This is a genomic window from Streptomyces sp. NPDC055078 (assembly GCF_053607985.1).
Map to the genome: position 1 here is coordinate 1 of NZ_JBSGUP010000152.1, position 14,182 is coordinate 14,182.

The following is a 14,182-nucleotide window of genomic DNA, read 5'->3' on the forward strand; positions in this document are numbered from 1 at the left end:
GGGAGGGCGTGGGGCGGGATGGCCCGGGACCCGGGGGACTCCGGTGCGCGGTCCGGGGCCGGGGCAAGGCCCCGACGGTGCCGGGCCCCGGTGGGGTGTCAGGCGCGGAGGCGGGTGATCGCCTCGGCGACCGGAAGCTCCTCGCGCTCCCCCGTGCGGCGGTCCTTCAGCTCCACCACACCCTCCGCCGCCCGCCGCCCGGCCACGACGATCGTGGGCACGCCGATCAGCTCGGCGTCGGTGAACTTGACGCCGGGCGAGACACCGGCGCGCTCGTCGACGAGCACCCGCAGCCCCGCCGCCGCGAGCTGCTCGGCGACGTCGAGGGCCAGCTCGGTCTGGAGGGCCTTGCCGGCGGCGACGACATGGACATCGGCGGGGGCGATCTCGCGCGGCCAGCACAGCCCCTGTTCGTCGGCGGTCTGCTCGGCGAGGGCGGCGACCGCGCGGGAGACGCCGATGCCGTACGAGCCCATGGTGACGCGCGCGGGCTTGCCGTTCTGGCCGAGGACGTCGAGCTGGAAGGCGTCGGCGTACTTGCGGCCGAGCTGGAAGATATGGCCGATCTCGATCGCGCGGTCGAGCTTGAGCCCGTGGCCGCACTTGGGGCAGGGGTCCCCGTCCTCGACGACCACGACATCGGCGTACTCGTCCACGGAGAAGTCGCGCCCCGCGACGACGTTCCTGGCGTGGACGCCCTCCTTGTTGGCGCCGGTGATCCAGGAGGTGCCCTCCGCGATACGCGGGTCGGCGACGTAGCGGACCTTCTCCAGGCCCTGGGGGCCGACATAGCCGCGGACGAGGTCGGGGCGGCCGGTGAAGTCCTCGGCGGTGACGAGTTCGACCTCGGCGGGGGCCAGATGGCCGGCGAGCTTGCCGAGGTCGACCTCGCGGTCGCCGGGCACGCCGACGGCGACGATCTCGCCGTCGACCTTGACCAGGAGGTTCTTCAGGGTCGCGGACGCGGGCACACCGAGAAACCCGGCGAGCGTCTCGATCGTGGGGGTGTCGGGGGTGTCCAGCTCCTCGACGGCCGGATGGTCCGCCGGGCCGGCGGCCGGTCCGGCGGCGAAGGTGACGGCCTCGGTGTTGGCCGCGTAGTCGCAGGCGGTGCAGTGGACGAAGGTGTCCTCGCCCGCCGCGGCCGGGGCGAGGAACTCCTCCGATGCCGAGCCGCCCATCGCGCCCGAGACCGCGGAGACGATGCGGTGGTCGAGACCGAGCCGCTGGAAGATCTTGATGTAGGCGTCGCGGTGGAGGGCGTACGACGCGGCCAGGCCCTCGTCGGTGGTGTCGAAGGAGTACGAGTCCTTCATCAGGAACTCACGGCCGCGCAGGATGCCCGAGCGGGGCCGCGCCTCGTCGCGGTACTTCGACTGGACCTGGTAGAGGATCACCGGCAGGTCCTTGTAGGACGAGCACTGGTCCTTGACGAGCAGGGTGAAGATCTCCTCGTGCGTCGGCCCGAGGAGGTAGTCCCCGCCCTTGCGGTCCTTGAGCCGGAACAGCTCCGCGCCGTACTCCTCCCAGCGCCCGGACGCCTCGTACGGCTCCTTGGGGAGGACGGCGGGCAGCAGGACCTCCTGGGCGCCGATCGCGTCCATCTCCTCGCGGACGACGCGGGCGACGTTGTCCAGGACCTTCTTGCCGAGCGGCAGCCAGGACCAGATGCCCGCCGCGTTGCGCCGTACGTACCCGGCGCGGACCAGCAGTTTGTGGCTGAGCGTCTCGGCGTCCGCCGGGTCGTCGCGCAGTGTCTTGGCCATCAGACGGGACATGCGCTGGACCTGGGCTGCCATGGGAACACTCCTGCGTGAAGAAAAGGTGATGTGCAGGAGGTTAGCCCCGCCGTGGCGGAGGGCGGAAATCAGCTGGGTCTCAGCAGCGGCAGGGGGGCTCCCATCACGGCGTACGGGCTGGGCGCGCTGGGGAACATCACCTGGCGGGCGAGGTCCCGGTAGCCGAGTCTGCGGTAGAGGCCCCGGGCCGGGGACTCGGTGTCGATCGCGGAGAGGATGGAGCGCGTCTGGTCCACCGCGTCGGTGATGGTGGTGATCAGGGCGCGGCCGATGCCGTGGAACTGGAAGTCCGGGTGGACGTGGAGTTCGGTGATGACGAAGGAGTCGTCGAGCCAGTCGTCGGTGCCGGTGCGGCGCAGATACGGTTCCACCACGGTGGACCACCAGTGGGTGCGGTCGTTCGGCATGCCGTAGACGAATCCGACGAGGCGTCCCGGCTCGGTCAGCGCGCCGAGCGCCCAGGCCCCGGGCTGGAGGAGGTGCCGGTGGACGATATGGCGGCGCACCTCGACCTCGTCGGGGCCGAGCCCGAAGGCGAGGGCCTGGACCGCGAGGGCTTCGTCGATCCGGGCGGCTAGATTGACCGGCTCGATCACGACATCGGGACGTGCTGCCATGCGCGAACCCTACTTGCCGCCGTGGGTGCTCAGAACAGCACGCTCATGAAGGCGCCGACTTCCCTGAAGCCGACGCGCCGGTAGGCCGCTCTGGCGGGGGCGTTGTAGTCGTTGACGTACAGGCTGGCGACGGGCGCGACATCGGCGAGCGCGTAGCGCAGCACGGCGGCCATTCCGGTCACGGAGAGGCCCTGACCGCGGAATCCGGGGTCCACCCAGACGCCCTGGATCTGGCAGGCCCGTTCGGTGGCGGCGCCGATCTCGGCCTTGAAGACGACTCTGCCGTTGTCGATGCGCGCGAACGACCGTCCCGCGCCGACGAGTTCGGCGACCCGTGCCTGGTAGAGCAGTCCGCCGTCACCCGCCATCGGGGAGATGCCGACCTCCTCGGTGAACATGGCCACACAGGCGGGCATGATCACTTCCATCTCGTCCTTGCGGATGCGGCGGACATGCGGATCCGGCTCGATGTCGTCGGGCACGCTCTCGGTCACCATGAGCGGCTGCTGTGGGCGTACGTCCCTGGCAGGGCCCCAGCTCGGTTCGAGGAGCCGCCAGAGCCGGGCGGTGGGCTCGGCGGGGCCGACGATGGAGGAGCAGCGGCGGCCCGCCCTGCGGGCCCGGTCGGCGAAGGCGCGCACGGCCTCGGGGGTGGCGCAGATGGGGACGAGGTTGGCGCCGGAATAGCACAGGGAGCGCAGCCGTCCGTCGGCGTACCAGCCCCACATCTCCCCGCCGAGGCGCCAGGGGTCGAGTCCGGCGGCCTGGACCCGGGACGTGACAAAAGCATTCGCCACGGGGTCGCTCTCCAGGACGGCGAGCGCCGCGCCGAGGTCGCTGGGTTCGAGGACCCGGGTGGTGGTCTGCGTCAACACGAGGGGGCCTCACCAAACGGTCTGCTGATCTCCGCACTGTACCTGGCGGGTGCGGCGGGTGCCGAGCGCGCGACGGGGGCCCGCTCGCGGCGGCCGGGCCGTACCGGCGCTTCCCCGGTCGGCCGGGGCAGCGCCGGCACCGCGTTCCGTACGTGCTCCGCGTGACCGGGCCCGGCGCGAGCGGGGCCCCGGAGTGGGCGTGGGCAAGGCGTGTCGGCGGGCCCGGCGCGGTCGTGGCCAAGAGGTCGGCGCGGTCGTGGCCAAGGGCCCGGAGCGGTCGCGGGCAAGGGGTCGGCGCGAGCGGGGCCCGGAGCGGTGGGGTCAGCCGATGGAGACCTGGGGTTCGCCGGAGGGGATGCCGTCCTTCTCCATCTGTTCGGCGATCTTCATGGCCTCGTCGATGAGGGTCTCCACGATCTTCGACTCGGGCACCGTCTTGATGACCTCACCCTTCACAAAGATCTGCCCCTTGCCATTACCCGACGCCACACCCAGATCCGCCTCACGCGCCTCACCCGGCCCGTTCACCACACACCCCATCACCGCCACCCGCAACGGCACCTCCATACCCTCCAGACCCGCCGTCACCTCATCCGCCAGCTTGTACACATCCACCTGCGCCCGCCCACACGACGGACACGACACAATCTCCAACCGCCGCTGCCGCAGATTCAACGACTCCAGAATCTGGATCCCCACCTTCACCTCCTCCACCGGAGGAGCCGACAACGACACCCGGATCGTGTCCCCGATCCCCTCACTCAACAGCGCACCGAACGCCACCGCCGACTTGACCGTCCCCTGAAACGCCGGCCCCGCCTCCGTCACACCCAGATGCAGCGGATAGTCACACCGAGCAGCGAGCTGACGGTAGGCATTCACCATCACCACCGGATCACTGTGCTTCACCGAGATCTTGATGTCCCGGAACCCGTGCTCCTCGAACAGCGACGCCTCCCACAGCGCCGACTCCACCAGAGCCTCCGGCGTGGCCTTCCCGTACTTCTTCAGCAGCCGCGCGTCCAGGGACCCCGCGTTCACCCCGATCCGGATCGGCGTCCCCGCCTCCCCCGCCGCCCGCGCGATCTCCCGCACCTTGTCATCGAACTGCTTGATGTTCCCCGGATTCACCCGCACCGCCGCACACCCGGCATCAATCGCCGCGAACACATACTTCGGCTGAAAATGAATATCCGCGATCACCGGGATCTGCGACTTCCGCGCGATCACCGCCAGCGCATCCGCATCATCCTGCGTCGGACACGCCACCCGCACAATCTGACACCCCGACGCCGTCAACTCCGCGATCTGCTGCAACGTCGCCCCGACATCCGACGTACGCGTCGTCGTCATCGACTGCACCGAAACCTGAGCATCACCACCCACCGCCACCGAACCGACCTCGATGCGCCGTGAGACACGGCGCGTCGCGATCGGCCGGGCCGGCAGCCCGGGGAGCCCCAAGGAGACCGGTTCCCGGCCGGGCATCCCCTCAGCCCCTGTTTCCCGAGACGGTCTCACGGGCCGCCCTCAGGGACTCCTTGAGGGAACCCATGGTGGCGAGGACGGCGGTGGGCTCATAGCCGCAGTGCGCCATGCAGTTGGCACAGCGCGGGTCCTTGCCCCGGCCGTACTTGCTCCAGTCGGTCTCCTCGATCAACTGGCGGTAGGTGGGAACGTATCCGTCGCTCATCAGATAGCAGGGGCGCTGCCAGCCGAAGAGGGAGTAGTTGGGGATCGCCCACGCCGTGCACGCGAAGTCCGCCTTGCCCTCCAGGAAGTCGAGGAACAGCGGCGAGTGGTTGAGCCGCCAGCGGCGCCTGTTGCCTCCGGCGAACGACTTCTTGAACAGCTCCCGGGTCTGGTCCACCCCGAGGAAGTGCTCCTGGTCGGGAGCCTTCTCGTAGGCGTACGCGGGCGAGATCATCATCTCGTCCACCTTCAGCTCGTCATTGAGGTAGTTCAGCACCTCGATGACGGTCTGTGGGGTGTCGGTGTTGAAGAAGGTCGAGTTGGTGGTGACCCGGAAGCCGCGCTTCTGGGCCTCCTTGATCGCCTCCACGGCTTCGTCGAACACGCCTTCCTTGGCGACGGATTCGTCGTGGCGCTCCCGCAGTCCGTCGATATGGACGGCGAAGGCGAAGTACCGGGACGGGGTGAACTTCTCGATCTTCTTGCGGAGCAGCATGGCGTTGGTGCAGAGGAAGACATACTTCTTCTTCGCCACGAGCTGGCGCACGATCTCGTCGATCTGCGGGTGCATCAGCGGTTCACCGCCGGCGATGGAGACCATCGGCGCACCGGATTCCAGCACCGCGCCGACCGCCTGGGCGACCGGCATCCGCTGTTTGAGGACTCCTGCCGGATGCTGGATCTTTCCGCAGCCCTCGCATTTCAGATTGCAGGCGAAGAGGGGTTCCAGCTCGACGATGAGCGGGAACTTCTCACGCTTTCGGAGCTTCTGTTCAATGAGATAGGTCCCGACCCGGATGGTCTGGCGAAGCGGCATGGCCATCTAGCTCACCTCCTGGGGAGCAGCAAAGAACGGTGCCATTCATGGAAAGCGGGAAGGACGGCGCGCAGAACACGGAAGGCCGATATTCCACCCCGGACTGTGCCGATACGGACCAGCTCATGCTCTGGAGCGTCCACGACCACCCGGACGGCCGCAACCGGACGGGGTCCGGTGCTCAGAGCGCTCAGCAGTGTCGCCGCGGATTCCATGTCGACCGCGATCGCGCCGGTGGCGCGCAGTTCGGCCCGCTCGGGGCCGCGTACGACATGGTCCGAGCCCACCAGGGGGCCGGTGTGCACCCCCCGGCCGGGCAGGGCCCGGGAGACGGCCCGCGCGAGCAGGTCCGTTCCCGTACAAGCCGCGACAGCCTGAGGTGTCCCGGCGGTCACGGCGGTCCCGGCGGTCGCCGAAGCCGTGGTTCCGCCGGGCAGCCGGGTCTCGTCGGCGACGATCAGATCCCCCGGGCGCATCCCGGGGGCGAGTCCGGCGCAGAAGCCGGATGCGATGACGGCCGCGTCCCGGAGCGGGCCGTCGGTCAGTGCCTGTCGTACCGCGCGCTCGGCGTGCCTGGGCCCCATACCGGTACGCAGTACCGTCACCGGGCCGTACGCGCCACCTCGCGCTCCCCCGCGCAGGGCCAGCCTCTCGATACCGAGCGCGCAGGCGATCAGCAGCGGTCCGGCGGGGCCGGGCGGTCGGCGGGAGGCGGTCATCAGCCCCCCTTCCGGCGTCCGGCGACGGCGGGTTCCCCGTGCACATAGCGGCCGAGCGCGGTGAGCGGGAAGACCTGCCGGTAGAGGTGGTAGTTGATGGAGAAGTCCCAGGGGAAGCCGGTGCCGGTGAAGTACGGCTCGTCCCAGGAACCGTCGGCGCGCTGGGTCTCGGCGAGCCAGGCGACACCGCGCTCGGCCGCCTTGCCCTCCCGCTCCCCCGCAGCGAGCAGCGCCATCAGCGCCCAGCCGGTCTGGGACGCGGTGGACTCGCCGTGGCCGACCCACTCCTGGTCGGGGTAGGAGCGCAGGTCCTCGCCCCAGCCCCCGTCGTCGTTCTGTGTGGATTCGAGCCAGTGGACCGCACGGCGGATCGCGGGGTGCGAGGCGGGGAGGCCCGCGGCGATCAGTGCAGGGACCACCGACCCCGTACCGTAGAGGTAGTTGACTCCCCAGCGGCCGAACCAGGCGCCGTTCGACTCCTGCTCGGCCAGCAGCCAGGCGATTCCGCGCCGGGCGCGGGGGTGGTGGGCCCGGCCCTCGTGGGCGAGCATCTCCACGACATGCGCGGTGACGTCCGCCGACGGCGGGTCGATCACCTCGCCGAAGTCGCAGAACGACAGCCGGTTGGGGAACGGGCTGGTGTTGTCGGCGTCGAACGCGCCCCAGGCTCCGTTCTTCGACTGCATACCGAGGGTCCACCGCCCGGCCCGCGCGACGGCCGCGTCGACCCGCGCCTGGTCCGGGTGGCTGACCCTGCGCAGGGCGAGGACGACCTCGGCGGTGTCGTCGATGTCGGGGTAGTTGTCGTTGTGGAACTCGAACGCCCAGCCGCCGGGCGCGAGCCCCGGTCTGCGTACGGACCAGTCCCCCGGCCGTACGATCTCCTCGCCGAGCATCCAGTCGGCGGCCTTCACCAGGGCGGGATGATCGGCGGGCACGCCCGCGTCGGCGAGCGCGATGGTGGCGAGACAGGTGTCCCAGACCGGTGACTGGCATGCCTCGACCATCCGGGCGCCGTCCTCGCGCCAGATGGCGAAACGGTCCAGCGACTCCAGTCCGGCCCGCATCACCGGGTGATCGATGTCGTAGCCCAGCAGATGGAGGGCGATGAGGGAGTACACGGCGGGCGGCTGGATCCCGCCCCAGCAGCCGTCGTTCTCCTGGCGCTCCACGATCCAGCGCGCGGCGCTGTTCACGGCCGCCTTGCGCAGCGCCCGGGGCGCGAACCGGTGGTAGAGGTGGAGTGCCTTGTCGGCGCGCTGGAAGAAGCCGTCCCAGCTCGCCACGGGGGCGAGGGGCTTCGGCGGGTTGGGGTCCAGGGCGTCGGTGTGCAGTTCATCGAGGGCGAAGGGCGCCGGGCGGACCGGCCGCTTCGCCGAGACGACGGTGAGCGGCACGATGGTCTGGCGGGCCCAGCAGCCGAAGTCGTAGATGTTCAGCGGGAGCCACGAGGGCAGGAAGATCAGTTCGGGCGGTACCTCAGGGAGGTCGTCCCACTTCCACCAGCCGAAGAGCGCGAGCCAGATCCGGGTGAAGACCCGGCTCGCGGCGATGCCCCCGCGCTGCCGGACGAAGGCGGAGGCGCGGGCCATATGCGGATCGTCGGGCCGGTCACCGGCCAGCCGGAGCGCCACATACGCCTCGATGGTGGCGGACAGATCTCCGGGGCCGCCGTAGAAGGTGGCCCAGTCGCCGTCCTCGCGCTGCTCACCGCGGATGAAGCGGGCGGCGGCCTCGGTGGTGCGTGCGTCCTGGATACCGAGGAACTGACGCAGCAGCAGATCCTCGGCGTCCATGGTCACATTGGTCTCCAGGTCGCCCTTCCACCAGCCCTGGGCGTCCTGTTTGCTGAGCAGATACTCGGTGGCTCGTTCGGCGGCCCGCCGCGCCGTCGCGGCCGGATCGCCCGCGCCGGAGTGCGGGAGCCGGGCGGGCGGGGCGGAGACCGGGTCCCGTACCTGGCTCGTGACCGGCTGGAGTCCGGTTGTCCCATCGGGCGCGGCCGTACGGGCGCGGGCGGGTCCGCCGCTCGGGTCGGTCGTCGCTGTCATGGCTTCCCCTTCGGTGCAGTAGTGCGTCTTGCTCTGCTGTGCTGGGGTCTCCGTCGGCCGGCTTCCGGTTACCCGGTCACCGGCCGGCGACTGCGATGCATATGGAGAGTGCGATAACGATCAGCTCTTTCGTTGCGGTCATCTCCTCTGCGGAGATCGTCTCTTGTAGAGGGCAATCGGTCCACGGATTTGTCGTTCCGTGAGGTCGTCCGTACGGCCCGGGTCGGCTGTCCCTGGCCGGTCGGCCGTCCCGGTCAGGTCGGTCGCTTCGGTCGGTGAGGTTCTTCTGCCCGGTCGCCTGCCGCGGCACGGGTACGGCGGCTCGGGTACAGCGGCTGGGCGAGGTCATTCGGTCCGGTCGGATACGTCTGTCCGGTCGGATACGTCTGTCCCGTCGGATACGTCTGTCCCGTCGGATACGTCTGTCCCGTCATCCGTGGCCGCCCCGGTCATCGGCTCCGTGCGGCCCCCGGATCACGACAGGATCACTTCTTCCGTACGACGACGAAGTCGGCGAGGGCCACGAGCCGCGCCCTGACCTGGTCGGGCATATCGACGGCGTCCAGTGCCTCGATGGCCACGGCGTGCTGCCGACGGGCCTCCTGGGAGGTCCACTCCCGCCCGCCCGCCTCCTCGATCAGGGCCGCCCGGGTGGCGAACTCCCGCTCGGAGAAGGTGTCGAAGTCATTGCTCTTGGCATCGGCGGCGAGCAGTTCCCCGAGCTGCTGCGAGGCCCGTCCCCCCGCGGCGAGCGCGGCGACGACCGGCAGGGACTTCTTGCGCTGGCGCAGATCGCTCCAGGTCTGTTTGCCGGTGGCGACCGGATCGCCCCAGATGCCGAGGAGATCGTCCACCGCCTGGAAGGCCAGGCCGAGATGGTGTCCGTACGCCGCCAGTGAGTCGGCCGTGCGGTCGTCCGCCCCGCCGAGGACCGCACCGATGGAGACGGCACAGGCGATGAGGGCGCCGGTCTTGTTGCCCTCCATCTCCAGGCACTCCTCGACGGTGACCCGCTCCCGGTGCTCGTAGGAGAGGTCCTGGGCCTGGCCGTCGATCAGCTTGCGGGTCGCGGTGGTCAGTCTGCGGGTGGCACGCCCCGCCGCCACGGTGTCCAGCTCCAGCAGGACCTCGTTGGCGAGCGCGAACAGGGCGTCGCCGACGAGGATCGCCTGCGCCGGACCGTGGACCTTCCACACCGTGTCGCGGTGGCGGCGCTGTTCGTCACCGTCCATCAGATCGTCGTGCAGCAGCGAGAAGTTGTGCACCAGCTCCACGGCGACCGCGCCGGGGATGCCGGTCTCCGGCGGCGCGCCCGCGGCCTCGGCCGACAGCAGCGCGAGCGCCGGGCGCACGGCCTTTCCTCCGTCGCCGTGCACGGGCCGCCCTTCGGCGTCGATCCACCCGAAGTGGTAGGCGGCGACGGTGTCCATCGGGGGTTGGAGCCGGTCGACGGCAGCGCGCAGCACCGGCGTGGACAGGGCCCTCGCGCGCTCCAGCAGCGCGATGATGTCCACACTCCCCGCGGTGTCGTCAGCCGGGTCAGCCGAAGGCACAGTCGGCACGGTCTCTCCTCTTGTTCCGGTACTCAGGCTCACGCCGCCTCCTTGAGTGGGTGTTCGTGGGGGCGGCCCAGTGCGGAGAGCGCGGCGCACGCAGCGGTGAATCCGCTGCGTACGGCGCCCTCCATGGTCGCGGGCCAGCCGGTGGCGGTCCACGCGCCCGCGAGGTACAGGCCCGGCGCGCGGGTGCGTGCGCCGGGGCGCAGCCTGCCGACTCCGGGTGCGGGCGCGAAGGTGGCGGTGCGTTCCCGGGTGACGAAGAAGTCCCGCACCCGGGCTTCCCGGGCCGGCGGCAGCAGCCGCTCCAGCTCGGGCAGATACCGTTCCCGCAGTTCGGCGACGGGCGCGTCGATCTCCTGGTGCGCGGCGGACTGGGACAGCGCCAGATACTGGCCGTCCTTGAGCCCGGACGCCTCGGTGCGGTCGAACACCCACTGGACCGGGGAGCCGAGCGCGGTGAAGAAGGGGCGGCGCAGCACCTTGCGGTCGTAGCGGACATGGATGTTGAGGATCGGCGAGGTGCCGATGTCGAGCAGCCGGTCGGGGTCCGCGATGGCCCCTTCGGGCAGCAGGGCGTGCGCCTCGCGCTGGGCGACGGCGAGCACGACGGTGTCCGCTTCCAGCAGTTCGCCGTCCGTCTCGACCTGCCAGCGCCCGTGCCCGGCGCGGGCGACGGAGCGCACCCGGGCGCCGGCCTCGGTGCGTACGCCGGCGGATTCCAGCGCCTTGCGGGCAAAGGTGTCGTGCAGCTCGCCCAGTGGCACCCGGGCCCAGCCGATGTCGGCGGCACCGGGCTCGGAGAGGAGTCCGGTCTTGAAGACCATGGCGGCCAGGGCCATGGAGGCGTTCGGCGCGGTGGCGTTCAGGGTCGCCACGCCGACGAGGTCCCACAGGGCCTCGATGGCCCGCTTCGACTGGCCGTGGCGGCCCAGCCAGGTGGCGAAGTCGATGCCGTCGAGCGCGGGGTCGGCCGGGTCGAGCCGGCCGAGGGCCAGTGCGGCACGCCCGACGCCCGCCCGTTCGGCGAGGGAGAGATGGGGGTAGCCGGCGAGGCCGGTCGCGAGGTGCAGCGGTACGGGCAGCGCGGTGCGGCGCAGCCGTCCCAGCCGGGGCCGCGCCCTGCCGACGTCGAGCACCGGAACGTCCAACCGGTCCTGGACCGGGGCGAGATGGGCGCCGCCGATCCGGTCGAGGAACCAGCGGTACGCGGTGCAGCAGCGCAGATACACATGCTGGCCGTTGTCCACGGTCAGCTCGCCGCGCTGGAAGGAGAAGGCGAGACCGCCCAGCCGGGGGCGGCTTTCGAGGAGGGTGACGCCGACGCCCGCGTCGGCGAGCTGGAGCGCCGCGGTGACCCCGGCGAGTCCACCGCCGACGACGACGGCACGCCGGGGGCCCTGATGGTCGTCCGTCATCCGGCCTCCCCTCGGTTCGTCGCAGTCTGGGACGCCGCGCCGCGGTGGAGGGTTGCCCGCCACTTGTGCGCATGCTGTTCGGTCATCGGGTCGCTCGCATGGCATCGGGTCGTCGGGGCGCTCGCATGGCATCGGGTCCTCGGGTCGCTCGCATCACGTCGTCCCCTCACGTCGCTCTCGTACGGGCGGGTCGTCGCTCCGTTCCTGTCCGGCAGGGACCCGGCACGCCGCGGGCCCCGTGCGCCGATCGCCGGCGGGGCCGGTCGGCGCTGCCCGTACCACCGGGCCGGGACAGGTCTCTGCCGCCGGGCGCGCATCAGGCACGCCCCCTCAGGGACTGCCGGCTGATGTGCCGGGCGTCGAGGCCGGAGAGGCCACGGACGGCGACATACGCCTTCTCCCGGCCGGGGAGGGAGACGCGTCCGCGCAGGACGGCCTCGGGGTCGCGTTCGATGCGGTCGAGGAGGCGGCGGTAGATGCCCGCCATGGCGGCGACGCAGGCGCCGCTGCGCCGGTCGAGCATGGGCAGCAGCCGGTATCCCTCGGCGAAGAGGGTGCGGGCGCGGCGTACTTCGAAGTGGACGAGTCCGGTGAAGTCGGAGCCCGGGGGCGGGCTCGCGGTGTGGAAACCGGCGGAGCAGCCGAACTTGGCGAGGTCGTCGGCGGGCAGATAGACGCGCCCGTTGGCCGCGTCCTCGCGTACGTCCCGGAGGATGTTGGTGAGTTGGAGGGCGAGCCCCAGCGTGTCCGCGTACTCCGCGGCGCGTTCGGTCCCGCGCGCGCCGGACTGGGTGCCGAACACGCCCAGCGAGAGCCGTCCGATCGCTCCGGCGACACACCGGCAGTACACCTTGAGGTCGTCCCAGGTCTCGTAGGTGTCGCCACGGACGTCCATCAGGACGCCGTCGATCAGCTCGTCGAGCCCGCCGAGCGGGAGCGGGAAGCGGTGCGCGGTGTCCGCGAGGGCGACGGCGACCGGGTCGGTGTCGTCCTCGGGCACGGCGTCCCGGCGGATACGGTCCAGCAGGTCCCGGGTCGCCTCCAGCCGCTTCCGCTTGTCGTCCGGTGCGAGCGCCCCGTCGCCGATGTCGTCGACGCGCCGGGAGAACGCGTACAGCGCGGACATCGCCTGCCGCTTGTCGGTCGGCAGCAGTCTGATGCCGTAGGCGAAGTTCCGCGCCTGCTGTCCGGTGACCGCTTCGCAGTAGCTGTACGCGGCCTGCACCGGCGCCGACAGCTGTGTCGGTCCCTCCATGGTCCGGCTCACCCCTCTCTACGCGCTCTTCGCAAGACAGCTCCCACTTCACGCAGCAGACGCGCCTTGGCACCTCTGGGCGGTCCGGCCAGTACGTCGAATCCGGCCGCCCCGATCGCGCCGAGGGCGGCGTGCCCCCCGCCGACGAATCCGGCGAGCAGCAGCCGCAGCCTGCCGTGGACGCTACCCACCAGCGGTGTGCCTTCATTCAGCAGTCGGCGGGCGCGATCCGCTTGGTACGCGACGAGCGCGCGCACCGACGCGTTCGCCGTCGTGGCGGCCAGGTCGGCCTCGGTGACATGGAAACGCCGCATGTCGTCGGCGGGCAAATAGATTCTGTCGGCGGCGAGGTCCTCGGACACGTCCTGGAGGTGCTCGATGATCTGGAGCGCGGTGCATACGGCGTCGGAGCGCCGCAGCCGCTCGGGGCTCATGGTCCCGGTGACCTGGAGCACCAGCGCGCCGACGGGGTTGGCGGAGAGTTCGCAGTACGCGAGGAGTTCCTCGTAGGTCTCATAGCGCCGCACCAGCTGGTCCTGGCGGTTGGCCGCGATCAGGCCGAGGAACGGCCCGGGGGTGAGCGAGCGGGCCCGTACGGTGGGCCGCAGCGCGCGCAGCAGCGGATGGCGCGGGGCCTCGCCGCCGGCGGCGGTGTCGAAGACCCGCCGCAGATCGGCCTCGAAGGCGTCGAGCATGATCAGCCGGTCGTCCGCGTCCCCGGGGGCGACTCCGAGGGCCCGCGCGTCCGCGCCGCCGGGCGCGAGATCGCCGTCGCCGATGTCGTCGACGAGCCGTGCGTAGCCGTAGACGGCCATCAGATCGCCGCGCCAGGCACGGGGCAGGAAGAAGGGGGCTACGGGGAAATTCTCGTCCGCGGCCTTGTCGAGAGTGGTGCACGCGATGGATTCCGGGCGCGTCTGCTGGATACCGGTCATACGTGGCTTCCAGGTGCAGGGACGGCGAAAGCCTCGCGGAGCTGGAGATTTTCGATCATTGCCGTCACATCTCCCGTTCTACACTGCCGATGCAATCCATCCTATTTCGGACACGCCGCCGGTTGTCCCGTCTGCGGGGGGTCCGCCCGCCGGACAGGGTGGTGCGGGCGTATCGCCCCACTTGCCGTGATTCAGCACCGGTACAGCTTACGTTGTACAACGCCCGGTGATACGTCCGGGTATTCGGCTCATTACAAGAACACCTCACTTGTGACCAACCTTCCTTCCGCGCACCGGACTTGACCTCATCCGGGCCCTCGGGCCGACGCGAACCGACCGGGGCGCCGGTGGGCCGCCCCCGCACGGAAGGACGCAGGAAGGCCCCCGCACGGATGTCACGGCGGGGGCCTTGATCGCTCAGAGCGCGGGGCCTTGATCGGGACCGGGG

General features: G+C 70.9%; 11 protein-coding genes. All 11 read right to left on the reverse strand.

What is annotated here, in order from left to right; all coding sequences use genetic code 11:
- Positions 1–98: 98 nt before the first annotated feature.
- The 11 genes from ACWF94_RS15600 to hpnC all read right to left on the reverse strand — a co-directional run bounded on the left by ACWF94_RS15600 (position 99) and on the right by hpnC (position 13,734).
- The gene (locus ACWF94_RS15600) at positions 99–1,799 is read right to left on the reverse strand and encodes a proline--tRNA ligase (RefSeq protein WP_453487890.1); all 1,701 of its coding nucleotides are present in this window, start codon (positions 1,797–1,799) and stop codon (positions 99–101) included.
- 68 nt (positions 1,800–1,867) lie between these two features.
- A complete protein-coding gene (locus tag ACWF94_RS15605; protein WP_453487891.1) occupies positions 1,868–2,416 on the reverse strand; it encodes a GNAT family N-acetyltransferase in 549 nt (182 codons plus the stop codon).
- 29 nt (positions 2,417–2,445) lie between these two features.
- Positions 2,446–3,288, reverse strand: a complete 843-nt coding sequence (locus ACWF94_RS15610) for a GNAT family N-acetyltransferase (protein ID WP_453487899.1) — start codon at positions 3,286–3,288, stop codon at positions 2,446–2,448.
- A 324-nt stretch (positions 3,289–3,612) separates the two neighbouring features.
- Positions 3,613–4,779, reverse strand: a complete 1,167-nt coding sequence (gene ispG, locus ACWF94_RS15615) for a flavodoxin-dependent (E)-4-hydroxy-3-methylbut-2-enyl-diphosphate synthase (RefSeq protein WP_453487892.1) — start codon at positions 4,777–4,779, stop codon at positions 3,613–3,615.
- 4 nt (positions 4,780–4,783) lie between these two features.
- Positions 4,784–5,806: an adenosyl-hopene transferase HpnH gene (gene hpnH, locus ACWF94_RS15620; RefSeq protein ID WP_453487893.1), complete on the reverse strand. Its 1,023-nt coding sequence runs from the start codon at positions 5,804–5,806 to the stop codon at positions 4,784–4,786.
- Positions 5,807–5,811: 5 nt separating this feature from the next.
- Positions 5,812–6,519, reverse strand: coding sequence for a phosphorylase family protein (locus ACWF94_RS15625; protein WP_453487894.1), 708 nt, complete (start codon positions 6,517–6,519; stop codon positions 5,812–5,814).
- Positions 6,519–8,570 (reverse strand): squalene--hopene cyclase, encoded by a 2,052-nt coding sequence (gene shc, locus ACWF94_RS15630; RefSeq protein ID WP_453487895.1) that lies wholly within the window; start codon positions 8,568–8,570, stop codon positions 6,519–6,521. The genes ACWF94_RS15625 and shc overlap by 1 nt, the downstream gene beginning before the upstream one ends.
- 485 nt (positions 8,571–9,055) lie before the next feature.
- Positions 9,056–10,123 (reverse strand): polyprenyl synthetase family protein, encoded by a 1,068-nt coding sequence (locus ACWF94_RS15635; protein ID WP_453487900.1) that lies wholly within the window; start codon positions 10,121–10,123, stop codon positions 9,056–9,058.
- Between the two features lie 38 nt (positions 10,124–10,161).
- A complete protein-coding gene (gene hpnE, locus ACWF94_RS15640; protein ID WP_453487896.1) occupies positions 10,162–11,544 on the reverse strand; it encodes a hydroxysqualene dehydroxylase HpnE in 1,383 nt (460 codons plus the stop codon).
- Positions 11,545–11,860: 316 nt separating this feature from the next.
- Positions 11,861–12,799: a presqualene diphosphate synthase HpnD gene (gene hpnD / locus ACWF94_RS15645; RefSeq protein WP_453487897.1), complete on the reverse strand. Its 939-nt coding sequence runs from the start codon at positions 12,797–12,799 to the stop codon at positions 11,861–11,863.
- A gap of 8 nt (positions 12,800–12,807) precedes the next feature.
- Entirely contained in the window at positions 12,808–13,734 is a 927-nt protein-coding gene (gene hpnC / locus ACWF94_RS15650; RefSeq protein ID WP_453487898.1) for a squalene synthase HpnC, read from the reverse strand.
- Between the last annotated feature and the right edge of the window lie 448 nt (positions 13,735–14,182).